Annotated in this window: 24 protein-coding genes, 1 tRNA gene and 1 pseudogene; 14 read left to right on the top strand and 12 right to left on the bottom strand. The window is 60.3% G+C overall.

Features of this window, described 5'->3' with window-relative positions:
* Positions 1–29: 29 nt before the first annotated feature.
* The 3 genes from LVW35_RS01600 (at position 30) to LVW35_RS01590 (ending at position 3,577) form a co-directional block, all read left to right on the top strand.
* Positions 30–1,346 (top strand): S41 family peptidase, encoded by a 1,317-nt coding sequence (locus LVW35_RS01600; protein ID WP_233893396.1) that lies wholly within the window; start codon positions 30–32, stop codon positions 1,344–1,346.
* Between the two features lies 1 nt (position 1,347).
* Positions 1,348–2,133, top strand: a complete 786-nt coding sequence (locus LVW35_RS01595) for a divergent polysaccharide deacetylase family protein (protein WP_233893395.1) — start codon at positions 1,348–1,350, stop codon at positions 2,131–2,133.
* Positions 2,134–2,287: 154 nt separating this feature from the next.
* Entirely contained in the window at positions 2,288–3,577 is a 1,290-nt protein-coding gene (locus tag LVW35_RS01590; protein WP_233893394.1) for a Vps62-related protein, read from the top strand.
* Here LVW35_RS01590 and LVW35_RS01585 read toward each other — a convergent pair.
* From LVW35_RS01585 to LVW35_RS01555, 7 genes are all read right to left on the bottom strand, one after another.
* Complete coding sequence (locus LVW35_RS01585) at positions 3,530–4,285, bottom strand: substrate-binding periplasmic protein (RefSeq protein ID WP_233893393.1); 756 nt, start codon at positions 4,283–4,285, stop codon at positions 3,530–3,532. The two genes, LVW35_RS01590 and LVW35_RS01585, sit on opposite strands and share 48 nt — an antisense overlap.
* 66 nt (positions 4,286–4,351) lie before the next feature.
* The gene (gene hisF / locus LVW35_RS01580) at positions 4,352–5,122 is read right to left on the bottom strand and encodes an imidazole glycerol phosphate synthase subunit HisF (protein WP_064450246.1); all 771 of its coding nucleotides are present in this window, start codon (positions 5,120–5,122) and stop codon (positions 4,352–4,354) included.
* Between the two features lie 76 nt (positions 5,123–5,198).
* A complete protein-coding gene (hisA, locus tag LVW35_RS01575; RefSeq protein ID WP_233893392.1) occupies positions 5,199–5,948 on the bottom strand; it encodes a 1-(5-phosphoribosyl)-5-[(5-phosphoribosylamino)methylideneamino]imidazole-4-carboxamide isomerase in 750 nt (249 codons plus the stop codon).
* Positions 5,949–6,038: 90 nt separating this feature from the next.
* Positions 6,039–6,299, bottom strand: coding sequence for a DUF2164 domain-containing protein (locus LVW35_RS01570; protein WP_233893391.1), 261 nt, complete (start codon positions 6,297–6,299; stop codon positions 6,039–6,041).
* Positions 6,300–6,938, bottom strand: a complete 639-nt coding sequence (gene hisH, locus LVW35_RS01565) for an imidazole glycerol phosphate synthase subunit HisH (protein WP_233893390.1) — start codon at positions 6,936–6,938, stop codon at positions 6,300–6,302. It lies immediately after the preceding gene.
* Positions 6,938–7,531 (bottom strand): imidazoleglycerol-phosphate dehydratase HisB, encoded by a 594-nt coding sequence (hisB, locus tag LVW35_RS01560; RefSeq protein ID WP_003218037.1) that lies wholly within the window; start codon positions 7,529–7,531, stop codon positions 6,938–6,940. Before hisB ends, hisH begins: the two co-directional genes overlap by 1 nt.
* Before the next feature lie 170 nt (positions 7,532–7,701).
* Positions 7,702–9,363, bottom strand: coding sequence for an OFA family MFS transporter (locus LVW35_RS01555; RefSeq protein ID WP_233893389.1), 1,662 nt, complete (start codon positions 9,361–9,363; stop codon positions 7,702–7,704).
* A 325-nt stretch (positions 9,364–9,688) separates the two neighbouring features.
* Here LVW35_RS01555 and LVW35_RS01550 point away from each other — a divergent pair, with 325 nt between their 5' ends.
* The 4 genes from LVW35_RS01550 (at position 9,689) to LVW35_RS01535 (ending at position 13,411) form a co-directional block, all read left to right on the top strand.
* Positions 9,689–11,899: an AsmA family protein gene (locus tag LVW35_RS01550; RefSeq protein ID WP_233893388.1), complete on the top strand. Its 2,211-nt coding sequence runs from the start codon at positions 9,689–9,691 to the stop codon at positions 11,897–11,899.
* The gene (mutY, locus tag LVW35_RS01545; RefSeq protein ID WP_233893387.1) at positions 11,896–12,963 is read left to right on the top strand and encodes an A/G-specific adenine glycosylase; all 1,068 of its coding nucleotides are present in this window, start codon (positions 11,896–11,898) and stop codon (positions 12,961–12,963) included. The genes LVW35_RS01550 and mutY overlap by 4 nt, the downstream gene beginning before the upstream one ends.
* Positions 12,960–13,232: an oxidative damage protection protein gene (locus tag LVW35_RS01540; RefSeq protein ID WP_233893385.1), complete on the top strand. Its 273-nt coding sequence runs from the start codon at positions 12,960–12,962 to the stop codon at positions 13,230–13,232. The genes mutY and LVW35_RS01540 overlap by 4 nt, the downstream gene beginning before the upstream one ends.
* 103 nt (positions 13,233–13,335) lie before the next feature.
* A tRNA-Phe gene (locus LVW35_RS01535) sits at positions 13,336–13,411 on the top strand.
* Positions 13,412–13,540: 129 nt separating this feature from the next.
* Here the strand turns inward: LVW35_RS01535 and LVW35_RS01530 are convergent.
* Complete coding sequence (locus tag LVW35_RS01530) at positions 13,541–15,133, bottom strand: ArnT family glycosyltransferase (protein ID WP_233893383.1); 1,593 nt, start codon at positions 15,131–15,133, stop codon at positions 13,541–13,543.
* Between the two features lie 87 nt (positions 15,134–15,220).
* A complete protein-coding gene (locus LVW35_RS01525) occupies positions 15,221–16,186 on the bottom strand; it encodes an arsenic resistance protein (protein ID WP_233893382.1) in 966 nt (321 codons plus the stop codon).
* Positions 16,187–16,394: 208 nt separating this feature from the next.
* On the opposite strand from LVW35_RS01525, the pseudogene LVW35_RS01520 reads away from it, so the two are divergent.
* Positions 16,395–16,736 (top strand): annotated as a pseudogene (locus LVW35_RS01520) (alpha/beta hydrolase); the annotation flags it as partial.
* A 12-nt stretch (positions 16,737–16,748) separates the two neighbouring features.
* A complete protein-coding gene (locus LVW35_RS01515) occupies positions 16,749–17,162 on the top strand; it encodes a hypothetical protein (protein WP_233893381.1) in 414 nt (137 codons plus the stop codon).
* Between the two features lie 53 nt (positions 17,163–17,215).
* Here the strand turns inward: LVW35_RS01515 and gabP are convergent, their stop codons facing one another.
* The gene (gene gabP, locus LVW35_RS01510; RefSeq protein ID WP_233893380.1) at positions 17,216–18,607 is read right to left on the bottom strand and encodes a GABA permease; all 1,392 of its coding nucleotides are present in this window, start codon (positions 18,605–18,607) and stop codon (positions 17,216–17,218) included.
* Between the two features lie 82 nt (positions 18,608–18,689).
* Positions 18,690–19,082 carry a hypothetical protein gene (locus tag LVW35_RS01505; protein WP_233893379.1) on the bottom strand — a complete coding sequence of 131 codons (393 nt, stop codon included), beginning with the start codon at positions 19,080–19,082 and terminating at the stop codon, positions 18,690–18,692.
* An 81-nt stretch (positions 19,083–19,163) separates the two neighbouring features.
* Here LVW35_RS01505 and LVW35_RS01500 point away from each other — a divergent pair, with 81 nt between their 5' ends.
* From LVW35_RS01500 to LVW35_RS01480, 5 genes are all read left to right on the top strand, one after another.
* The gene (locus LVW35_RS01500; protein WP_233893378.1) at positions 19,164–19,937 is read left to right on the top strand and encodes an ABC transporter ATP-binding protein; all 774 of its coding nucleotides are present in this window, start codon (positions 19,164–19,166) and stop codon (positions 19,935–19,937) included.
* A gap of 13 nt (positions 19,938–19,950) precedes the next feature.
* Positions 19,951–20,703 (top strand): ABC transporter substrate-binding protein, encoded by a 753-nt coding sequence (locus tag LVW35_RS01495; protein ID WP_003187758.1) that lies wholly within the window; start codon positions 19,951–19,953, stop codon positions 20,701–20,703.
* Between the two features lie 73 nt (positions 20,704–20,776).
* Positions 20,777–21,472 carry an ABC transporter permease gene (locus tag LVW35_RS01490; protein ID WP_233893377.1) on the top strand — a complete coding sequence of 232 codons (696 nt, stop codon included), beginning with the start codon at positions 20,777–20,779 and terminating at the stop codon, positions 21,470–21,472.
* 38 nt (positions 21,473–21,510) lie between these two features.
* Entirely contained in the window at positions 21,511–22,200 is a 690-nt protein-coding gene (locus tag LVW35_RS01485) for an ABC transporter permease (protein WP_233896370.1), read from the top strand.
* Complete coding sequence (locus LVW35_RS01480; RefSeq protein ID WP_233893376.1) at positions 22,181–23,368, top strand: methyltransferase; 1,188 nt, start codon at positions 22,181–22,183, stop codon at positions 23,366–23,368. Before LVW35_RS01485 ends, LVW35_RS01480 begins: the two co-directional genes overlap by 20 nt.
* A 241-nt stretch (positions 23,369–23,609) precedes the next feature.
* Here LVW35_RS01480 and bcsQ read toward each other — a convergent pair whose 3' ends face one another.
* Complete coding sequence (gene bcsQ / locus LVW35_RS01475) at positions 23,610–24,542, bottom strand: cellulose biosynthesis protein BcsQ (RefSeq protein ID WP_233893374.1); 933 nt, start codon at positions 24,540–24,542, stop codon at positions 23,610–23,612.
* Positions 24,543–24,656 lie beyond the last annotated feature (114 nt).

Here is a 24,656-nt window from a genome sequence, read left to right as displayed (position 1 = left end):
GCTGCATCTACATTAGGAGTTCGTTCGACATGCTGCATTTGTCCCGCCTCACTTCGCTGGCCCTGACGATCGCCCTGGTGATCGGCGCGCCTCTGGCATTTGCCGACCAGGCTGCCCCGACGGCGCCCGCCGCCTCGGCCGCGACCACCAAGGCGCCGTTGCCGCTGGACGAGCTGCGCACCTTTGCCGAGGTCATGGACCGCATCAAGGCTGCCTATGTCGAACCCGTAGACGACAAAACCCTGCTGGAAAATGCCATCAAGGGCATGCTCAGCAACCTCGACCCGCACTCCGCCTACCTGGGCCCGGAAGATTTCGCCGAGTTGCAGGAAAGCACCAGCGGTGAGTTCGGCGGGCTGGGCATCGAAGTCGGCTCCGAAGACGGCAACGTCAAGGTGGTCTCGCCAATCGATGACACCCCGGCGTCCAAGGCCGGTATCCAGGCCGGTGACTTCATCGTCAAGATCAACGGCCAGCCGACCCGTGGCCAGACCATGACCGAAGCCGTCGACAAGATGCGCGGCAAGATCGGCCAGAAGATCACCCTGACTCTGGTACGCGACGGCGGTAACCCGTTCGACGTGACGCTGACCCGCGCGACCATCGTGGTCAAGAGCGTGAAGAGCCAGCTGCTGGAGTCGGGCTACGGCTACATCCGCATCACCCAGTTCCAGGTCAAGACCGGCGATGAAGTGGCCAAGGCCCTGGCCAAGCTGCGCAAAGACAACGGCAAAAAGCTCAATGGCATCGTGCTCGACCTGCGCAACAACCCAGGCGGCGTGCTGCAGTCGGCGGTGGAAGTGGTCGACCACTTCATTACCAAGGGCCTGATCGTGTACACCAAGGGCCGCATCGCCAACTCCGAGCTGCGCTTCTCGGCCACCGGCAATGACCTGAGTGAAAACGTGCCACTGGCCGTGCTGATCAACGGCGGCAGCGCTTCGGCCTCGGAGATCGTCGCCGGCGCCCTGCAAGACCAGAAACGCGGTGTATTGATGGGCACCACAAGCTTTGGCAAAGGCTCGGTGCAAACCGTGCTGCCGCTGAACAACGAGCGTGCACTGAAGATCACCACTGCGCTGTACTACACACCGAACGGGCGCTCGATCCAGGCCCAGGGCATCGTGCCGGACATCGAAGTACGCAAAGCCAAGATCACCAACGAGATCGACAGCGAGTACTACAAAGAAGCTGACCTGCAAGGTCATCTGGGCAATGGCAACGGCGGCGCCGACCAGCCAACCGGCAGCGGCAAGAAAGCCAAACCGATGCCGCAGGACGACGACTACCAGCTGGCCCAGGCGCTGAGCCTGCTCAAAGGCCTGAGCATCACACGCAGCCGTTGATATGCGTTCTGCCCTGATCATCGCTGTGCTGTGCAGCCTGGCAGGCCTCGCCCACGCGACGTATGCCGGTGAGCCTCACAAAGCCTACCTGACCCTCATCATCGACGACCTAGGGCAAAACCTGCCCCGGGATCGTCGCGTGCTGGCCCTGCCTGGGCCTGTCACCACAGCGATCATGCCCGACACGCCCCACGCTGCCGAGTTTGCCCGCGAAGCGCACAAGGCTGGCAAGATCGTGATTTTGCACATGCCCATGGACCCGGCCACCGGCCCATTCGCCTGGCACCCTGAGTTGTCCATCGAGGAACTCGGCAGGCGCCTGGACGCCGCGTTCAACGCCGTGCCTTACACCGCCGGCATCAATAACCACATGGGCAGCCGCATGACCGCGCAACCGGCGGCCATGGCTTGGCTCATGGCCGAACTGCAACGGCGCAACAAGTTCTTTGTCGACAGCCGTACCAGTGCGCAGACCGTCGCCGCCGCCGAGGCGCAGAAGATCGGCCTGGCCAGCGTCTCGCGGGACGTGTTCCTGGATGACGAGCGCACTGAAGCAGCGATCACCACGCAGCTGCAGACGGCGATCAAGCTGGCCCACAAGCAGGGTTCAGCGGTGATGATCGGCCATCCGTATCCACAAACCCTGGCGGTATTGGAGCGCGAGTTGCCCAAGCTCAAGGCCCAGGGCGTGGAGTGGATCGACATCAAGTTGATGATCAGTGTGCGCAGCAATCAGGCGATGGCCGGGCATGGCAAAGACGGCACCTATCGGCCTGCGTCCAGATAACGACCACTCGCACCCCGCCGCCTCCTGAACGCTTCGGCGTGGATCTGCTCAAGCCGCGTTGCATCCACGCTTGCGCAGCCGCTAAATAGCTACCGCCCAATGCTGTATGGGCTGTCTGATAGTAGGCGCTTCAAATAAATTGGAGCCCCTCTCTATGAGCGCACTGCAATTCAAAGACCTACTCATCAGCTTTACCAGCGAATTTCTCCCCCTATGGAACGACCAGGGCTCCGGCGCGCATAAAGCTGTCAGTCTGTGGCGCCCCAGCACCACGGCAGATGCCTTGGCTCGGTTTTTCCCCATGGGCGACATTGCCACTGATAGCTATCGCAATATCAATCAACGCAAGGTCGTCGCCGTGGTCAGTGACGCCAATGGTACTGGCGGCACTGCGCTGCGCTCGCCGGACGATTATGAATTGGTCTGGAAGGATACGGACTCTGGCGCGCGGGCCGACTTTTCGATCTGGCGGCCACTGGCCCCTGAGGGCTACGTCGAAATGGGCCTGGTGTGCGGCGTAGGCTATGAAAAACCTTCACGCAACGCCGTGCGCTGCGTACGGGCCGACTTGGTCGTGAGCGCACAGCCGGGGCCAATGATCTGGAATGACTACGGCAGTGGGGCTTCCAAGGACTTCAGCGCTTGGTCCATCATCCCGCCGGACGCCTTGCCCGGAGAAATCTATTTGGCGCCCGGCACCTTTATCGGCAACGCTCGCTATACCAAGCCTGATAGGCCGACCTATGCGTTGCGCATGGCATTCACCCTGCAACTGGCGCAACCCTTGGCCCCACCTGTCCTTACGGGTTATGAACGCCCGACGGAGGAAGAAACCCCGCAGACAACCCAGGTGTGTGAACTGCCCTGGTTCTGCGTGAAGGATCCGGAACTGAGCGCAACCGAACAGTTGCTGAGCTCGCCGACCTATCACCTGATCCGCACCGACCGCCACGTGCTCACTGGCTTTGGCAACAACACGAATGATACCAGCCAGCCCTTCATGTGGACGGCGGCGAAGGGTGAAGTTGCCAATTACTCACTTGCGTTGGCTGCAATATCCCGCATTACGCTGTGGAACAGCTGGTCTGCAAGTATCCGCCTGTTCGAGCTGAGTTTCTCGGCAAACCTGGACCCAGCCTTCACCCACACTCAGCGCTCATCCAAAGGCTGGTTGCATTCGTCTGCCGTGGAAATCATCACCTACATTCCGGCGAAAAAAGCTGTCGCTGCCTACCTTATCCAGAGTGAATACCGCCTGCTGCGCCAGGACGGCAGCCAATTGGCGAGCACTGTCAGTTACACCAACGGCGATAACGTGTACATAAGCGAGTTTCCCGGTGACAAACCTATAAGCAGCGAGCAGCCGTTCGTTGAACCGACACCCGCGCTACCTGCGCTAGAGGTATCGGGCCATGATCTCGTCGACAAGCCCCTCACGCCGTAACTGATCGAGTGCCGCTTGCAGTTTGCTGACCACTTCATCTGGCACTTGCTTGTTGAGTGCGAGGTATAGCTGGGCGCTGTTGAAGCGCAACACTGTCTTGAGTTGGGTCACCCCGACCTGGCGGGCCAGGTAACGGCCCGCCGGATCACCGGTGGCCCACAGGTCTATCTGGCCATTCACCAGTTTTTGCGCGTTGTCTTGATCACGCAACGCAACGATCGGGTTGAGCCCCTGCTTTTCGAGGGTCTGCGCAATGGCATCGCCCTTGTAAGCGCCGATTTTGTAGCGGCGAGCACGCTCCAGGTCGGTCAGCTGGATCTTGCTGTCAGCCTTGGCCAGCAGCACCCAATCGTCGGGGCCGATAGGACCGACCCATTTGAACAGCGCTTCACGGTCCGGCAGACGCGCCATCACGAACACGCCGTAGCCAGGTTTTTCCAGGGCGAGCTTGTATATACGCTCCCAGGGGAAACGCAGGGTGAGGTTGTAGGAAATGTCCGCACGCTTGAAGGTCTCGCGCACGATGTCCACGGCTATGCCTTCGATGTTCTCTTCCTTGGCGAAATTCTTGCCGTTTTTCGCCATGTTGTAAGGCGGGAAGTTTTCCGTCAGCAACACCAGTGAGGTGCCGGACGGCTCATCGGCAGGGGCCGGGCCAGCCAACAGGAAGGACGTACTGGCGAGGGCGAGCAGCAAGTGCTTGAACATGAAGGTTACCGGAATCCATGGCAAGCGCAGAGAGTGCCGCGCGCCTGCCATGGTGTCCAGCAGCGTTTAGCGAACGACGATACCGCGCGCCGCCATGTAGGCCTTGGCCTCGGGAACGGTGTATTCGCCAAAGTGGAAAATACTCGCCGCCAGCACCGCACTGGCGTGGCCTTCGATCACGCCATCGGCCAGGTGCTGCAGGTTGCCGACGCCGCCGGAGGCGATCACCGGGATACCCAGCGCATCGCTGATGGCGCGGGTTACGCCCAGGTCGAAACCGTTTTTCATGCCGTCCTGGTCCATGCTGGTCAGCAGGATTTCACCGGCGCCCAGGCCTTCCATCTTCATCGCCCATTCAACCGCGTCCAGGCCGGTCGGCTTGCGACCGCCATGGGTGAAGATCTCCCAGCGCGGGGTTTCGCCCGGGCCGGAGACTTTCTTGGCGTCGATGGCGACCACGATGCACTGCGAACCGAAATGCTGCGCGGCCTCACCGACAAATTCCGGGTTGAATACGGCGGCGGTGTTGATCGACACCTTGTCCGCGCCGGCATTGAGCAGGTTGCGAATGTCTTGCACGGTGCGCACGCCGCCGCCCACGGTCAGTGGGATGAACACCTGGCTGGCCATGCGCTCGACGGTATGCAACGTGGTGTCGCGGCCGTCGACGCTGGCGGTAATGTCGAGAAAGGTAATCTCGTCGGCACCCTGCTCATCATAGCGACGGGCAATTTCCACCGGGTCACCGGCGTCGCGGATGTTCTCGAACTTGACGCCCTTGACCACGCGACCGTTGTCGACGTCCAGGCAAGGGATGATGCGTCTGGCTAAAGCCATAGGCTTATCTCCGATAAGAGTTGCAAGCTTTGAGCTACAAGCTGGAAGTAGAAGCGGATCTGCTTTTACTTGCAGCTTATGGCTTGGAGCTGGCCGCATAGCCATCACAATAGGCTTGTGCTTCGGCCACATCCAGCGTGCCCTCATAAATCGCACGGCCGGTGATGGCGCCGATGATGCCTGGCGCCTTGGCGTCCAGCAGCGACTTGATGTCGCCCAGGTTGTGGATACCACCTGAAGCGATCACCGGGATCTTGGTCGCAGCGGCCAGGGCGGCGGTGAAGGGTACGTTGCAGCCCTGCATCATGCCGTCTTTGGCGATGTCGGTATAAACGATGGCGGAGACGCCGTCGGCTTCGAACTGCCTGGCCAGGTCGATCACCTGCACGGTGCTGATTTCAGCCCAACCGTCGGTAGCGACGAAACCATCCTTAGCGTCCAGGCCCACGATCACTTTGCCAGGGAACGCGCGGCAGGCTTGGGCAACAAACGCCGGGTCTTTCACGGCCTTGGTGCCAATGATCACGTAGCTCACGCCGGCTTTGACGTAATGCTCGATGGTTTCCAGGGAGCGGATACCGCCGCCGATCTGGATCGGCAGGTTCGGGTAGCGCTTGGCGATGGCGGTGACCACTTCGCCGTTGACCGGCTGGCCTTCGAAGGCGCCGTTCAAGTCCACCAGATGCAGACGACGGCAGCCCCCTTCCACCCATTTGGCAGCCATGCTCACCGGGTCATCGGAGAACACGGTGGAGTCTTCCATGCGGCCTTGGCGCAGACGGACGCAGGCGCCGTCCTTGAGATCGATAGCGGGGATAATTAGCATGCTTTTCCTTCGTCAAAGAGCTGCAAGCTGCAAGCTATAAGCTGCAAGCAAGCACGCGTATCAATTCTTGCAGCTTGGGGCTTGAAGCTTTCAGCTGCTCTTTTCAAGCGACCACAGGTCGCTTTCGATGCTTTCGAACCTTTCTTTAAGGAGCGTCTGCGTATCGAAAATCGCCCGGTTGTAATAGTGCGGAGCCACTTCGGTGGTAAACAGCTCAAGAATCTCGGCGACCTCGAACGAGCCCAGCTTGAGCTCGAAACGGTCCTCCATGAAGCGCTTGATCTTGAGGGTAGCCTCACTCTCCTGTTCGGGCGTGAGGTTCAAGATCGGCTGCTTCGGCTTCCTGGCCATTTACCAGCGCCCGTCCCAGGCGGCGAAGTTCTGCAGCAACTGCAGGCCATGGGTATGGCTCTTCTCCGGGTGGAATTGCACGGCAAAGCGCGAACCTTCGGCCAGTGCGGCGGCGAAATCGACGCCGTAGTGACCGCCACCCACCACCTGGCCCGGTTTACCGGCGGCGATGTAGTAGCTGTGCACGAAGTAGAAACGCGCCATGTCCGGCACGTCGTGCCACAGCGGGTGATCCACGGTCTGGCGGACTTCGTTCCAGCCCATGTGCGGGACTTTCAAGTGTTCGCCGTCTTCGCGCAGGTCCTTGCCGAAAAACTTCACCTGGCCGGGGAACAGGCCGATGCAGTCGACGCCGTCGTTCTCTTCGCTGCTGTCGAGCAAGGCTTGCATGCCCACGCAGATGCCGAGGAACGGACGGTCCTGGCTGACTTCGCGCACCAGGCTGTCAAAGCCCAGGCGGCGGATCTCGGCCATGCAATCGCGAATCGCGCCAACGCCGGGAAACACCACCCGGTCAGCTTCACGAATCACGCTGGCATCGCTGGTGATCAGCACCTTGCCGGCCCCTACGTGCTCGAGGGCCTTGGCCACCGAGTGCAGGTTACCCATGCCGTAGTCGATAACCGCGACCGTCTGCATTACAGAACGCCCTTGGTCGAAGGCATTTGCCCGGCCATGCGGTCATCGAGCTCGACGGCCATGCGCAGCGCGCGGCCGAAAGCCTTGAACACGGTTTCGATCTGGTGGTGAGTGTTGGTGCCGCGCAGGTTGTCGATGTGCAGGCTGACCAGTGCGTGGTTGACGAAACCCTGGAAAAATTCCTGGAACAGGTCGACGTCGAAGCCACCCACGGTCGCGCGGGTGTAGGGCACGTGCATCTGCAGGCCTGGGCGGCCGGAAAAGTCGATGACCACGCGCGACAGCGCTTCGTCCAGCGGGACATAGGCGTGGCCGTAGCGACGGATGCCTTTTTTGTCGCCGATGGCCTTGGCAAATGCCTGGCCGAGGGTGATGCCTACGTCTTCCACCGTGTGGTGGTCGTCGATATGCAGGTCGCCCTTGCTGACGATATCCAGGTCGATCAGCCCGTGACGGGCGATCTGGTCCAGCATGTGCTCAAGAAAAGGTACACCGATATCAAATCGGGCCTTTCCGGTGCCATCCAGGTTGATCGAGGCTTTGATCTGGGTTTCCAGAGTGTCGCGCTCGACGGACGCCTTACGTTCGGCCATCACCAGCTCCGCAAATCATTGGGCGAAAAAGGCAGCCATTATAGGGGGGCGGGCGCCAAACAGAAACATCGGAGGGGATAAGACTGACGAGTTGAAGCGAGGAATGTCGGGGATAGACATGTGTGTGTACAAGCAGGCGCTCCAGGATGGTGCACCTGCCTGCATTCAACTTAGTGGAACAGTACCGCGGTCTTCTGCAGCGTCACCCAGACACCCCACGCCAACGGAATACCCACCACCAGCCAGGCGGCAATGGCCAAAGGCACAGTACCGGGAGCGGCTTTCCACTCAAGGGAAGTGGTCGCGTCCGCGCCTTTGTCGTGGCCCAGCGCCTGTTCGGCGGCCAGCTCGGCATCGGTCATGAAGTACTTGTCGGCCACCGGACGAACCAGCAGGTTGCAGATGAAACCCAGCACCAACAGACCGGCCAGGATGTACAAGGTGATGTCGTAGGCCGCAGCGCGTTCAACGCCGATGCTCAGCTGATACTCACGCAGATAGTTCACCAACACCGGGCCCAATACGCCCGCAGCCGCCCAGGCAGTGAGCAGACGACCGTGGATCGCACCGACCATCTGCGTACCGAACAGGTCGGCCAGGTAAGCCGGAACGGTTGCAAAACCACCGCCGTACATCGACAGGATGATGCAGAACGCCGCCACGAACAGTGCCACGTTACCCAGGTGCCCCAGGTTCGGGATCAGCGCATACAGGGCAAAGCCCAGGGCGAAGAACACGAAATAAGTGTTTTTACGGCCCAGGTAGTCGGAGAACGATGCCCAGAAGAACCGGCCACCGATGTTGAACAAGCTCAACAGACCGGTGAAACCTGCCGCGATGGCCGCGATGGAAGCCAATTGGCCCGCATCCAGTTGGCCGAATGGTACATCCACACCCAGCAGCTTGCCGCCGAACACCTCCTGCAGCAGAGGCGAAGCCATGCCGAGGATGCCGATACCGGCAGAGACGTTCAGGCACAGCACCAGCCACACCAGGCGGAATTGTGGGGTTTTCCAGGCCACGTTCACGTGGACGTGACGGTGGGTGATCATCGCATTGCTGGCTTTTTTCGCCGGCGCGGTCCAGCCCTCAGGCTTCCAGCCGGTCGGCGGAACGCGGTAGGACAAGGCGCCGCCGATCATGAACACGAAGTAGATCGCGGCCATCACCAGGAAGCTCTGCCATACGCCCACGCTGTCGGGCGTGGCGAAGTGGCCCATCAAGGCTGCTGCCAACGGCGCGCCTACCATCGCGCCGCCGCCGAAGCCCATGATCGCCATACCGGTGGCCATGCCGCGCTTGTCCGGGAACCACTTGATCAGGGTCGATACGGGCGAGATGTAGCCCAGGCCCAGGCCAATACCGCCGATGACCCCGGAGCCGATCCACATCAGCCAGATCTGATGGGTATAGATACCCAACGCCGAGATCAGCAGGCCACCGCACCAGCACAATGCCGATACAACACCGGCCTTACGTGGCCCGGCATGTTCCAGCCAGCCGCCCCAGATCGCTGCCGAGCAGCCCAGGAAGATGAAGAACAGGGTGTAGATCCAACCCAGCATGGAGATGGGCCAGTCGCATTGGGACGAGAAGACTTGGGCGATAAAGCTCATGTCCGGCGCGCAGGCGAGCGGTTTAGTGATACCCAGCGCCTTGGACAGCGGCAGCCAGAACACCGAGAACCCGTAGGCCATGCCGATGCACAGGTGGATGGCCAGGGCGGCCGGTGGAACCAGCCAGCGGTTGAAGCCGGGCTTGGCGATAATACGTTCCTTGGACAGGAACGCAGGCTTTGCGGCAGTTGAACCTGCCACAGTGCTAGTGCTCATTGGTGTTTCCCCCAGTTGTTAGTATGTGTCCGTCAGGCGCTCTCTCCCTCGGCCTTGCACGCAAAGCGTGGCCGTTTTGTTGAGTGAAGCTCCCTTTTAAGCGCGACCTTAAGTCGCAGAAGGCGGACGAACCTGCGCAGATTAGCACCTGTGGATGACAGAAAAACCAAACTGATATCACCTTTTTCAGGAAATCTGTTTTGTTTGGCGCCAAAAACCCGTTTCCCCGCCCCTGGATACAATGTAACGATCGGGGCACTGACGCACGCCTTCGGGCGTTATACTCTGCGGCTAAATTTTGAAATCGACATACAAGGACTCGCCCATGAAAGCGTTCGGCAAAATCCTGGGTCTGGTACTTCTCGGGCTGTTGCTGATCATTGTGGCTCTAGGCTTTGCCCTGACCCATCTCTTCGATCCCAACGACTATAAAGACGAGATTCGCCAGATCGCCCGCGACAAGGCCCACATCGAGCTGACGCTCAATGGCGATATCGGCTGGAGCCTGTTCCCCTGGCTCGGCCTTGAATTGCACGAAGCCAGCGTGGCGACCCTGACCGCGCCGACACAGCCGTTCGCCGACCTGCAGATGCTCGGCCTGTCAGTGCGCGTGTTGCCACTGCTGCGCCGCGAGGTGCAGATGAGCGATGTACGCGTCGAAGGCCTGAACCTGCGCCTCACCCGCGACAAGCAAGGCCATGGCAACTGGGAAGACATCGGCAAGAACGTGACCGAGGCGACCGCCGGCAGCCCCGGCTCGGTCGAGAAGCCTGCCGAACCCGAACCGGAAAAACCCTCGAAACCCATCCGTCTGGACATCGATAGCCTGACGGTCAACAACGCCCGCGTCGAATACAACGACGAGCAGACCGGCAAGCAGTTCAGCGCCGAAAGCATCCAACTGAGCGCCGGTGCCGTGCACGAAGGCGCCAGCATTCCGGTGAAACTCACCGCGTTCTTCGGCAGCAACCAGCCGGTGATGCGCGTCAAGACCGAACTCAACGGCAACCTGCGCATCCAGCGTGCGCTCAAGCGTTACCAACTTGAAGACATGAAGATCACCGGTGAAGCCACAGGAGAGCCGCTGCAAGGCAAGACCGTGACGTTCTCCACTCAGGGTCAACTGCTGGTTGACCAAGCGGCGAATATCGCCGAGTGGACCAACATGAAGCTGTCGGCCAACCAGTTGCGGGCGTTGGGCGAGCTGAAGGTCAACGACCTGGACAAGACCCCGCAAATCAGCGGCGCGCTGTCCATTGCCCAGTTTGACCTGGCCAAGTTCCTCGACAGTGTCGGCCACCCGCTGCCGCCACTGGCCGAGGGCAGCCTGAGCAAGGTCGAGCTGGTCAGCCGTCTCAAGGGCACGCCGACCAGCGTGGCGCTGGAAGACTTGAACCTGAAACTCGACGGCAGCACCTTCACCGGTCGCGTGGCCGTGGAGGATTTCGCCAAGCAATCTCTACGCGTTCAACTCAAGGGCGACACGTTCAACGCCGACAACTACCTGCCGGCCAAGTCCGAATCCGCCAAGGGTGCAACAGCTGCACGCCAGGCCGAAGTACAGAACAGCGAAGCCGGCGCCATGGCGGCCGGTGGCACCACACCGCTGCCCGACACGCCGACCAAAGGCGCCTGGAGCAGCGACAAACTGCTGCCGCTGGCGCGCCTGCGCACGCTGGATGTGAACGCCGACCTGGCTTTCGGCCAACTGACCCTGAGCAAGCTGCCGATCCAGAATGCGGCGCTCAAGGCGTCCGGCATCGATGGCCAGCTCAAGCTCGACACCCTGAGCGGCGGACTCTACAACGGCACCTTTCAGGCCAATGGCACGCTCGACGTGCGCCAGGATATTCCGGTGCTCGCACTGCAAAGCCATATCAAGCAAGTGCCGGTTGAACGCATCCTGCAAGCCCAGGGGCAAAACCCACCGGTGAAGGGCCAGATCACCCTCGACAGCAACCTCACGGGCCGTGGCAATAGCCAGAAAGCCTTGATCGACAGCCTCAACGGCACTGCCAGCTTTGTGATCAACAACGGCGTGCTGCTCAACGCCAACCTTGAACAGCAACTGTGCACCGGCATCGCCCTGCTCAACCGCAAGACCTTGAGCAGCACGCCGCAAGGCAAGGACACGCCGTTCCAGGAGTTGAAGGGCAACCTGACCTTCCGTAACGGTGTGGCCAGCAACCCTGACCTGAAAGTGCGCATCCCGGGCCTGACCGTCAACGGTAACGGCGACATCGACCTGCGCGTGCTGGGCATGGACTACCGCGTCGGCATCATTGTCGAAGGCGACCAGCGTGAAACCCCGGACCCTGCGTGCCAAGTGGGCTCGAACTTCCAGGGCATCGAAGTGCCGCTGCGCTGCCGTGGCCCGCTGGAACTCGGCGCCAAGGCCTGCCGCCTGGACAAGGACGGCCTGGGGCAGGTCGCCATCAAGGCGGCCGGCAACCGCCTGAACGAGAAGCTGGAAGAGAAACTCGACAAGGTTAACCCGCAGCTCAAAGATGCTTTGAAAGGCTTGTTCAAACGATGAGAAACGAGCAGTTTTCAACGGCGGTGCTGGATTGGTACGACCGCCACGGTCGCCACGACCTGCCCTGGCAACAGGACATCACCCCTTACCGGGTGTGGGTCTCGGAGATCATGTTGCAGCAGACCCAGGTAAGCACCGTGCTCAATTACTTCGACCGTTTCATGGCCTCGCTGCCGACGGTCGAGGCCCTGGCCGCCGCGCCGGAAGATGAAGTGCTGCATTTGTGGACCGGCCTGGGTTACTACACCCGCGCGCGCAACCTGCAAAAGACCGCGAAGATTGTCGTGGCCGAGTACGGCGGCGAGTTTCCCAGGGATGTCGAGAAGCTCACCGAGCTGCCCGGCATCGGCCTGTCCACCGCTGGCGCGATCGCCAGCCTGAGCATGGGCCTGCGCGCGCCGATCCTCGACGGCAACGTCAAGCGCGTGCTGGCGCGCTTTACCGCACAGGAGGGCTACCCCGGCGAACCCAAAGTAGCCAAGCAGCTGTGGGCCACCGCAGAGCGCTTCACGCCCCAGACCCGCGTCAACGCCTACACCCAGGCCATGATGGACATGGGCGCCACGCTCTGCACCCGCAGCAAACCCAGCTGCCTGCTGTGTCCGCTGGAAAAAGGCTGCGAAGCCCACATGCTCGGCCTGGAGACGCGCTACCCGATCCCCAAGCCGCGCAAGTCCATCCCGCAAAAGCGCACATTGATGCCGTTGCTGGCCAATGCCGAGGGCGCGATCCTGCTTTACCGTCGCCCTTCCACCGGCCTGTGGGGCGGCCTGTGGAGTTTGCCGGAGCTGGACGAGCTGCAAGACCTGGAGCATCTGGCCAACCAGCACGCGCTGGAACTGGGCAAGCCACAGGAGCTGCCGGGGCTGATCCACACCTTCAGCCACTTTCAGTTGGCTATCGAACCCTGGCTGGTCCAGGTCGAGGAAACCGCCCATCACGTGGCCGAGGCCGACTGGCTCTGGTATAACCTCGCCACCCCGCCGCGCCTGGGCCTTGCCGCCCCGGTGAAAAAACTGCTGAAGCGCGCGGCCGACGTATTGAATGCAGGAGTTTCGTCATGACCCGCACCATCATGTGCCGCAAGTACAAAGAACAATTGCCAGGCCTCGAACGCCCTCCGTACCCAGGCGCCAAGGGCCAGGACATTTTCGAGCACGTCTCCGCCAAAGCCTGGGGCGACTGGCTGAAGCACCAGACCCTGTTGATCAACGAAAAACGCCTGAACATGATGAACGCCGAAGACCGTAAATACCTGGCGGGCGAGATGGACAAGTTCTTTTCCGGCGAAGATTACGCCAAGGCCGACGGCTACGTGCCGCCTGCTCAATAATTGATCAGAAACCAGGGTCTGCACGTAAGCGACGGTAATAATTAAATATTTTTTGAAAACTTGCTTGACGACCCCCTGAAAAACCCGTTTAATGCGCCCCGTTGCCCAGATAGCTCAGTCGGTAGAGCAGGGGATTGAAAATCCCCGTGTCGGCGGTTCGATTCCGTCTCTGGGCACCACTATTTAGTTTCAGGTGGTGCAAACGTTATCTGAAACACACAAGAAACCCGCCTAGTGCGGGTTTTTTGTTGCCTGGGATTTATTGAATAGACCCGGGGCAACCTACCCCCCCGAGCCGGACAACCTCACTACTCCAACAAAAACACCATCAACGGGTTGTCGTTCAACCGCCCTTCAAACCTTGGCGCCAGCTGCTCCAGAGGCGTCCCTTTCAACAACGCCGTTTCCTTGCGCGACACAATTACCCAGGCTGGCCGTGGCAAAGCCTCCAACCGCTCGATCTCGCTGCTCCCGATAAAGATCGGCAGCTCATCATGATCCAGGTTCATCATGTAACGCACCGCCCAGGTGTCTCGCCCCAGATTGATAAACACCAGCGGCCCCGGCTGTGTGGCACGCAGAGCTTCTACCCGGTCGACAAATTTACGGGTATCGAACTGCAGATCCTTGGCCGGCTCGACCACCGTCACCAACAACAACCATTGCGCCAGCAACGCAATCAGGCTCAGCCATACCAACCGCCCCACGCGCCGCCAGGCAATCAGCGCCGCCACTTGCAGCACCACCAGCACGCCAATCAGCAACGGCAGCGAAACGTCGGGCCAGTAACCATGCTTTTGCCACCCGTGCCGACAGACAAAGACTACAACCACGCACAACGCCGGTAGCGCCACGACCAGCCCTTCGTAGCATCGGCGCACGCCCGCAAGCCAACCTGGCACCTGAAGCAGCCCATAGGCCGCGACAGCCGCAAACATCGGCACCATGGGCAGGATGTAATAGGCGCGCTTGAAGTGCGGCACCGACAGCCCGAGCAAGATCATCAAGCCACAGGCGCCGAGTCGCACCACCAATTGCATGTCGCCTTCGTACCGCTCGGACCAGCGATGACGCAGCGCAATCATTGTGGCCAGCGCCAGCGGCACCACCGGGAAGTAGCGGTACAGGCTCAACTGGAAGTAGAAATAAAACGGCTCGCCGGTTTCATCGAGGCGACCACCCACCTGCATCTTGAAGACCTCGTCGGCAAAGGCGTCGCCCCCACTGATGCGCGCCAACTTCACCAGCAGCCACCAACAGGCTGCCAGCAACACCAAGCCAACGATGCCGTGAATCAGTACCTGTTTCACTCGCTCCCCAGGCCTGCCCAACGCCCAGTACACGCAGACCACGCCACAGACTTCGATCAACCCCAGCGGCCCGCGTATCGCAAAGCCCAGGACGAACAACGCAAACACCGCAAGCTGCCTCCAACGCCCGCCACTGTGCAGCAGGTAGAAACTGCCCACACACAACAACGCCACCATCTGGTCCAGGCAGACCGAGCGGGATTTTTCGAGCAGTTGAGTCGTGAGCAAGGTCAACAGCACAGTGAGCAACGCCCACTGGCGATTCGCCGGGACCAGCAGGCGATAGATCACAGCAACCACCCCAGCCGACGCCAGGGCGGTGGGCAGCACATTGGCCAAGTGGTTGGGCGCACCAAACAGTCGCGCAAATACATAGCTGAAGAAGGTCGCGGTGCCGGGGTAATCCGCGTAGGGCTGGCCGTAGGTAGTCGGGAAAAGGCTCGCGCCATGGCGAAACATTTCTTGCAGGAACAGCGCCCAGCGCCCGTCAAATCCTTGGGGTTGCTGATCCCAGATCCCCAGGGTGAACAGCAGCAGGGCAAACAGGAAAATCCCTGAGGACTCCAGGCGAAAACGGTTGCGGTGATCCATCGGTTGACCTGTCAGGTAAGGGGCGCCGACTTATGGTGCCGACTGCCCTGCTGAATAGCGCCTGAACGGACCTGAACATTCCCGCGTTTACCGACCTGCGGGCCACACCCATTTCGGGATCAACCGAACGTAAATCAGCTCACCAACGAGCTCGACCAGGGTTTGCAGGATCACCGCAGTCGCCGCCAAGCCACGTACATCTTCGGGTAGCGCAAGTGCCAAGGGCAGAACCACCAACGAGTTACGCGTCGAAGCGCTGAAAGTCACCGCCCGGGCCGTAACGGCGGGGAGCGTAAACAGCCGCGACGCCAACGCCCCCATCAGCGGCGCGAACAACAAAAAGCCGATATACACCGGGATCACCGGGAACAGCAGGCTCCAATCCCGCACCACCGACGTGATGTGTGAGGCGATCACCACAAACAACACCAGCGCCATCGCCGGAACCGGCAACCACGCCCAGGCACTGTTCCAGACACCGATCATCGATGATCGCCGCGCCAGCGACGTCGTGATCACAGCCAGAATCATCGGCATCACGATCAGCAAGAGGAACGCTTCTACAAACGGCTGCGCCTCTACCACCACCTCGGATTGGGCGCCGAGCATCAGGCTCAAATAGATCGGCAACAGCGCCAACTGCAGCAGCAACAGCACCGGCGTAGCGGCCAGCATCAACCGCGAATCGCCCTTGCCGATGTGGGTAAACACCACCACATAGTCGATACACGGCGTCAGCAACACCAGCAACGCCCCCACCAGCAAGGCTGGGCGCCCCACCAGGCTTTGGGTCAACGCCCACACCAGCAAGGGAACAAGGATGAAATTGGCCAGCAACAATGCCGACAGGAAGAGTTTGTTGCCCAAGCTTTGGCGCAGGTCCAGGAAGGGAATTTGCAGGAACATCGCGTACATCAGCACCGCGATAGCGGGGGTGACCAACGCGCTGAGGCCGTGGGCGAATGAGGGCGCAAGCAGGCCGAAGACGACGGCCAGCAGAACGGCGGCGAAGTACACCGGGACCTGTTTGTGTTCGAGGGCGTCGCGAGTCATAAGGCTGGCTCAGATGGATCATAAGGCCGACAGCCTAAGCACCCAGGGCGGCAAGGTCGAGCACCCTGACAATCGCCGCGATCACGATGCGCGAAATTTGTTAAGTTCGACGTCTTATAAAAAAACCGCGCGAGCCTTCACGGCCTCACCTGAGGCGCAAGAACCCAGTAGCCCTATGAACCTTCCAACCCGCCCCACCCTGGAAGCATTCCACGAGTCTCATGTGGTGATGCCGCTGCTGACCAAGCTGTGCGGACACTTCCCCGGCAAGCGCCTGGGCTGGCTGGAAGACACACCCGCGGGCGTGGTTCGGGATTGGAGCACCCCGACGTCCAGGTATGAAACGCGCCCCAGCGGACGCACCTGCGGATCGCGCCTGAAGACATTGGCGAAAAGACGGTCGGCCATTTCGCATTTTTCCGTAGCGAGTATCAGAGCCGGCTGTGGCCGATTGCCCTGGCGTGGATTCAAAACGGCCAATTGTCTGCAGATACTCTTGGGATTTCCCCCCAACCTGCGCTTCAATACCCGACCCCGATCCGTAACCTAGGACGTTGAGCCCATGGCCTCGCCGAACAAGCAGCAAAAACGCGCCCACCGGGCAAAGGCCAAGGCCAAGCAGAACCGTACCCAGCGGGCCGTAGCGACCAAGCCGGATGCGTTTGCCGGCGATGACAGCCGCATTGATCTTGAGTCAGTGGATTTGACCGAGCTGTTCGTAGAAATGCGCACCGCTGGCGAAACCAGTCAACAGGCCTTGTGCGCTGTGTTCCTGGCCCACCCGTTGCTGGCACTGGTGCTGGAACAGGAGGGCGAAGAAGAAGCCACCGACTTTATCCTGGCGGCGCTGATCGAGTATCGGCAGTGGGTTACGGATACCGACGATGAGGCTGCAGCCCTGGCATGGATCGAGTCACCGGAGTTTCAGGCGGATTACGTTGCGGCGTCGCATGCGCTGACCAGCTCTCAAGGCTGACGCAGAACCAAATGTGGGAGCAAGCCCGCTCCCACATTTTTTATTGCATTGCGTCAGTTAAGCACCGCAGCGCCTACCCGCTGTGCCTTGCGACGGCTCGCCACAATCAACCCCGCCACCACCACCAGCAAGCTCAGCACGCCGGTCGCAATGATCTCGACCCGGTGCGCTTCCTGAAACAGCATGATGGTCAACGTACCGACGATGAACACCATCACCGCGTAAGTCAGGCCCGGAAACAGCCACATCTTGAAGACAATCTTCTCGCCCGCCGCCGCGCGTTTCTGGCGCATGCGCAGTTGCGACACTGCGATCACCAGGTACACCAGCAGCGCAATGGCACCGGAGCTGGCCAGCAGGAACTCGAACACCGCTGCCGGAGCCACGTAGTTGGCAAATACCGCCAGGAACGCCGCACCCGTGGACAGCAACACCGCCCAGTAAGGCGTGCCGCTCTTGTTGGTGCGCTTGGCCACCGCCGGTGCATCACCGCGACGGCCCAGGGAGAACAGCATGCGCGAAGCGGTATACAGCGCCGAGTTCAAGCAACTGGTCACGGCAACCAGTACCACCAGGTCGACGATCAGCTTGGCGTTCGGAATGCCCATGCGTTCCAGCACGGTCTGGTAGGAACCTACGGCGGCCAGGGTCGGATCGTTCCAAGGCACCAGGGACACCACGATGAAGATCGACAGCAGGTAAAACAAGCCAATCCGCCAGATCACCGAGTTGGTGGCCTTGGTGATCTGCTGGCCTGGGTTCTTCGATTCAGCGGCCGCGATGGTGACGATCTCGGTGCCCATAAAGGAGAACATGGTGGTCAGGATTGCTGCGAGCACGGCGCCCATGCCGTTTGGCATAAAGCCTTGGGTGTCGAACAGATGCGAAACGCCGCTGACCTGGCTGGTCGGCAGGAAGCCGAAAATCGCTGCCAGGCCGAGGATCACGAAGCCCACGATGGCCACAACCTTGATCAACGCGAACCAGAACTCGAACTCACCGTAGTTCTTCACGCTGAACAGGTTGGTCGCGGTCAGCAACAGGGTGATGACCAGGGTGAACACCCAGATAGCCACATCTGGAAACCAGGCATGCAAGATAGTCGCGGCGGCGTTGGCCTCCAGCGGAATCACCAATACCCAGAACCACCAGTACAACCAGCCGATGGTGAAACCAGCCCAGTGACCGATCGCCCGGTCGGCGTAGGTGGAGAACGAACCGGTGTCCGGCGACGCCACGGCCATTTCGGCCAGCATACGCATCACCAATACCACCAGCGTACCCGCCGCCGCGTACGCCAGCAGTACGGCAGGGCCGGCGGCAGCAATCGCGTGGCCGGAGCCAACAAACAAACCCGCACCGATTACACCGGCAATCGACAGCATGGTGACGTGACGCGGTTTGAGCCCCTGTTCGAGGTCATTGGAGCTTTGCGTACTACTCATTGACACACCTTTACGAGGAATTGCGAAAACGGTCGGCCCGGCCCGGGATCTCTCTCGTGAAAAGAAACCAACAGGGCGTTCTTTATTTTTTACGCAAGATTTGCGCCAAAATGTTACAGAGCCACGATTGACGCGGGCTGTAGGATGTTTCAACACCACTCGCAAGTCGTTGAGAACAATGGCATTCCGCTATAGCGTTACCGTGCGACCCACAATCAAGACGAATAAATGCACCATAAACACACACAAAAAGTACGTGACGCCCCACAAAAGGGCTGATATGCACCGTTTGCCCGGTTAACCCTTCCAACACCCGGCCAAAGCTGGCACCATCGCGCCCTTTTTTACGCGAAGCCTGCGGTTTTTTCGGGTTCAAACGGCTGTTCGGTTGTTGATGGCGCGACACGCTGCTGTGCCGATGCGACACCCTGCCGCACACCACCTGTTTACCGCCGGCCATGCTGTTGGCTGCCATCAAGACGCTATGCTAGCTTGGCGCCTCGCCAGGAAGGCAGCCCAACAGCGTCGAACGCAACGAACACAATGAGGACCCCACATGGCCGAGGCCACGCCCGCGCTTGAAATCCGCAACTTGCATAAACGCTATGGTGAGCTGGAGGTACTCAAAGGTATCTCGCTGACCGCTCGCGACGGCGATGTGATCTCGATTTTGGGTTCCTCCGGTTCCGGCAAGTCCACCTTCCTGCGCTGCATCAACCTGCTGGAAAACCCGCATCAGGGCCAGATCCTCGTGGCCGGCGAAGAACTCAAGCTCAAGGCCGCGAAAAACGGCGAGCTGATGGCCGCCGACGGCAAGCAGATCAATCGCCTGCGCAGCGAAATCGGTTTTGTGTTTCAAAACTTTAACCTGTGGCCGCATATGAGCATCCTCGACAACATCATTGAGGCTCCTCGCCGTGTGCTGGGCCAAAGCAAAGCCGAAGCCATCGAAGTGGCCGAAGCCCTGCTGGCCAAGGTCGGCATCGCCGACAAGCGTTACGCCTACCCTGCGCAATTGTCCGGCGGCCAGCAACAACGGGCCGCCATCGCGCGCACCTTGGCGATGCAGCCTAAAGTCATCCTGTTCGACGAACCCACTTCGGCGCTTGACCCGGAAATGGTTCAGGAAGTACTTAATGTGATCCGCGCGCTGGCCGAAGAAGGCCGCACCATGCTGCTGGTCACCCATGAAATGGGCTTTGCCCGTCAGGTGTCCAGTGAGGTGGTGTTCCTGCACCAGGGCCTGGTCGAAGAGCAAGGATCGCCACAGCAGGTGTTTGAAGACCCGCTTTCGGCGCGCTGCAAACAATTCATGTCCAGCAACCGCTAACGGAGCAACATGCATGCAGAACTATAAAAAATTCCTTCTGGCCGCGGCCGTCTCGATGGCGTTCAGCGCCACGGCCATGGCAGAAACCTTGAAAATGGGGATCGAAGCGGCCTACCCGCCGTTCAACAATAAAGACGCCAGCGGCAACGTTGTCGGCTTCGACAAAGACATCGGCGACGCCCTGTGCGCCAAGATGAAAGTCGAGAAGTGTGAAGTGTATGTGTCCGACTGGGACGGCATCATTCCGGCCTTGAACGCCAAGAAGTTCGACTTCCTGGTGTCCTCGCTGTCGATCACCGATGAGCGCAAACAGGCCGTCGACTTTACCGACCCGTACTATTCCAACAAGCTGCAATTCATTGCGCCTAAAGCCACTGCGGACTTCAAAACCGACGCCGCATACCTGAAAGGCAAAGTGATCGGCGCACAACGCGCAACGTTGGCCGGTACTTATCTGGAAGACAAGTTGCCGGATACCGAAGCCAAGCTCTACGACACCCAGGAAAACGCCTATCTCGACCTGACTTCCGGTCGTCTGGACGGCATCCTCGCCGACAAGTACGTGCAGTACGAATGGCTCAAGAGCAAAGACGGTTCGGCCTACGAGTTCAAAGGCGATCCGGTTGTAGAAAGCGACAAGATCGGTATCGCCGTACGCAAGGGCGACCCACTGCGCGAGCGCCTGAACAAAGCCCTGGCAGAGATCAAGGCAGACGGCACCTACAAGAAGATCAACGACAAGTACTTCCCTTTCAGCATCGAATGATCTGAACGGTATGCCCGCGCGCTCAGTTGAGCGCGTCGGCTTTTTGCAATGCCTGCCGCGATATGAAAACACCATGAATTTCGATCTCTACGGATTCGGCCCGGCGCTTGCCGCTGGCGCGCTGATGACCGTCAAACTGGCGCTCACGGCCCTGTGCCTGGGGCTGGTGCTAGGCCTGGCCGGTGCCTTGGCCAAGACTTCGCCGTACAAGCCGCTGCAATGGGTGGGCGGTGCTTACTCGACTATCGTTCGTGGCATTCCCGAATTGCTGTGGGTGCTGCTGATTTATTTCGGCACAGTCAACCTGATGCGTGCCCTCGGTGAGTTCTTCGGTAGCCCCGACCTTTCCCTCAGCGCCTTTGCCGCCGGGGTTATCGCCCTGGGCCTGTGCTTTGGCGCCTACGCCACGGAAGTGTTCCGTGGCGCGATCCTGGCCATTCCCAAGGGCCACCGCGAAGCCGGTGTGGCGTTGGGCCTGTCGAAATTCAGGATCTTCACCCGGTTAATCATGCCGCAGATGTGGCGCATTGCCCTACCGGGCCTGGGCAACCTGTTTATGATCCTGATGAAAGACACTGCGCTGGTATCGGTGATCGGCCTGGAAGAAATCATGCGCCATGCGCAGATCGGCGTGACCGTCACCAAGCAACCCTTCACCTTCTTCATGGTCGCCGCCTTCATGTACCTGGGCCTGACCGTGCTGGCCATGACCGGCATGCACTTCCTGGAAAAACGCGCCGCCCGCGGCTTTGCAAGGAGCACCCAATGAGCGGCGACTACAGTTGGCTGGCGCATTTCGACCTGGGCCTGAACTGGGCCGTGATCATCAAGTGGCTGCCAAGATTGGCCCAGGGCGCGACCCTGACCCTGGAGCTGGTAGCCATTGCCGTTATCGCCGGCCTGCTGCTGGCAATCCCACTGGGTATCGCCCGTTCTTCGCGCCGCTGGTATGTCAGCGCCCTGCCCTACGCCTACATTTTCTTCTTCCGTGGCACGCCCTTGCTGGTGCAGTTGTTCCTGGTCTACTACGGCCTGGCGCAGTTCGACTCAGTGCGTGAGAGCGTCTTGTGGCCGTACCTGCGCGATCCGTTCTGGTGCGCCACCGCCACCATGACCCTGCACACTGCCGCCTATATTGCCGAGATCCTGCGCGGCGCGATCCAGGCCATTCCACCAGGTGAGATTGAAGCGGCGCGTGCGTTGGGCATGTCCAAGCCGAAGACACTGTTCTACATCATCCTGCCACGCGCCTCGCGCATCGGCCTGCCGGCGTACAGCAACGAAGTGATCCTGATGCTCAAGGCCAGCGCACTGGCCAGTACCGTTACCCTGCTGGAATTGACCGGCATGGCACGGACCATCATCGCCCGCACCTACTTGCCGGTAGAGATCTTCTTCGCTGCCGGGCTGTTCTACCTGCTGATGGCCTACATTCTGGTGCGCGGCTTCAAACTGCTGGAACGCTGGCTGCGCGTCGATGCCTGCCAAGGACGTTGAGGCACGCTTCCAGGCGCTGGACGCGTTCCTGATAGAGCATCAAGGGCTGTGGAAACCGCGGCCCTTTACTCACCTGCACTTACCTTGGGAAACCGAGCACCCCGAACTCGCCCAGTGGCTACGCCAACGCCCGTTGGACGACGCCGAAGCCAGTCACAACCATCCCCATGACCTGCCGGCGCCGGCACCATTTCCACAGCTCGCTGCGCAGGCTCGTCAGCTCAGTGCTGTGGATAAGTTACCGACGCATCCGCTGCCTACCGCTCGCCATCGCCTGAACGTCGATGTGCCGGGTCGCAAATGGGAACAGATAGAAGCCTTCGGCGCTGCACTGCAGTTTGCACAGACGCCCACGCATTGGCTGGACTGGTGCGCGGGCAAGGGCCACCTGGGTCGTCGCCTGCTACAAGACGATCAGGCGCTGACCTGCCTGGAGTATGACCCGGCGCTGATCGCTGCAGGCCAGGCCTTGAGCGATCACCACGGTTTGGTCGTTACCCATCGCCTGCAAGACGTAATGACGGACGTTGAGATTGGCCCTGAACACACGCCCGTCGCCCTGCACGCGTGTGGCGACCTGCATGTGCGCCTGCTGCGACTGGCCAGTTCCGTCGGCTGCAAGCAATTGGCACTGGCGCCCTGCTGTTACAACCGCATCCATGTCGACATCTACCAGCCACTGTCCCACGCAGGCCGTGCCTCAAACCTGCAACTGTCGCTGGATGACCTCGGCCTGCCGCTGAGCGAAACCGTCACCGCCGGCAAACGGGTGCGTTCACAGCGGGACACGTCCATGGCGCGGCGCCTGGGTTTCGATCAACTGCAACGCGAACTCCGCGCCCTCGACGAGTACCTGCCCACGCCGTCCCTGCCGGCCCATTGGCTGGACAAGCCTTTCGCCGACTATTGCCAGGAACTGGCGAGCCTCAAAGGGTTATCCACAGGAGATCAGGATTGGGAGGCGTTGGAGGCCTATGGCTGGTGCCGCTTGGCGCAGGTCAGGAATCTGGAACTGGTGCGTGGTCTGTTTCGGCGCCCGCTGGAGTTATGGCTGGTGCTGGATCGGGCATTGTTTCTCGGCGAAAACGGCTACAGGGTCAAAGTAGGCACCTTCTGCGAACCTGCATTGACGCCACGCAACTTGATGGTGCTTGCCGAGCGCGATTAAGGGGCGAAATTGTCGCAGCCCAGCCTGTGGATAACTCTGTTGATGGATTCTTTACCAAGCCTGTAGCCATCTGCGCTAGGGGGAAAAAGCCGCGCTGGTCATTTTTTGTTCACAAAATAAAACACTCGTAAAACAGGCAGTTGCGCCTCGATGAGAACGCCTCCACAAAATGGCCGTTTCGTGACAGAACCATCCAACCGATTGTGCATAAGCGTTTGGGGTTACGCGTATAAAGCGCGATTTAAAGATGGTTTTTGCGCGCGATCAATAACCGGCAAAGCTCATTGATATCGTCCCCGGCCATGGTCAATGCCTGGCTGTCCAGCGGGTCGGCTCCAAACGCCAGCGCCTCGCTGATCGCCATGTCGCGGTGCACTTCCAGCGGCTCTTTAGTGCCCAGCCGCTGTCTGAAAGACTCGACCATATCCAGGCTGAAGGCATTGTCCTCATCCAGTTGATTAATCACAAAATGAACACGTGGCGCACGCTCGCGCTCAAGGTGCGGGGCCAGGAGCCCGTCGAGCTGATCCAGTGTGCCCAGGGATGCGGCGTCCGCCTGGGCAATCACCAACACCACGTCAGCCACGCTCACGGCTTGATGGAAGTAGACGTTATTACCGGCGGGCGTATCGATGATCACGGTGTGACGGCCATTCAGCGCCAACGCAGACAGGCGCTGCGCCAGCCAGTCCGGCTCATGCTTGAGCCAACGTTGCAGGTCGTCCTGCTGACGCATATCGGTATCGCCAAAGGTAATCACGCGACTGCCGACAAAGCCGGGCTGCTGGATGGTTTCCCACCGTGCATTGCGCAGGCTGGTCAGGCCGATACCCGGCGAACTCGGACTGATCCCGAAATGCATCTGCAGGGCATTTTGCGGGTCCAGGTCCACGGCGATCACCGTTTCACCCAGGCGCTGCAGACCGCTGCTCAAGGCCGTGGCCAAGGTACTGCGCCCCACGCCTCCATTGACCGACACCAATGCGACCACGCACGGCCGCCGCGCAGCCTTATCCACAGGCTGGGACCGCGCATGGGCACTCGGAGTTGGGGAAAACGGCGTACCGTCATCAACAGGAATGTTGCCGAAAAAGTGGAGCCGCGCGTTCAACCCTTTTGCGTCGCGGCTCACATCTTGACCCAGCAGAACGAGAAGACCGTCGGTAAAACCCATAGCGCATTCCTCATCACGGCGAGGCTTAAAGACGTGAAGAGGTCAGCTGTTAACTACTTACCGCAGGTCTTTTTGTGGTCGCCCTAGTGCACGCAGTCTGCTTTAGGTCAGCAA

It is taken from the genome of Pseudomonas sp. HN11 (assembly GCF_021390155.1).
Lineage (GTDB): Bacteria > Pseudomonadota > Gammaproteobacteria > Pseudomonadales > Pseudomonadaceae > Aquipseudomonas.
Note: the sequence above shows the minus strand (reverse complement) of the source record. Positions and strands in the feature narration are given on the sequence as shown.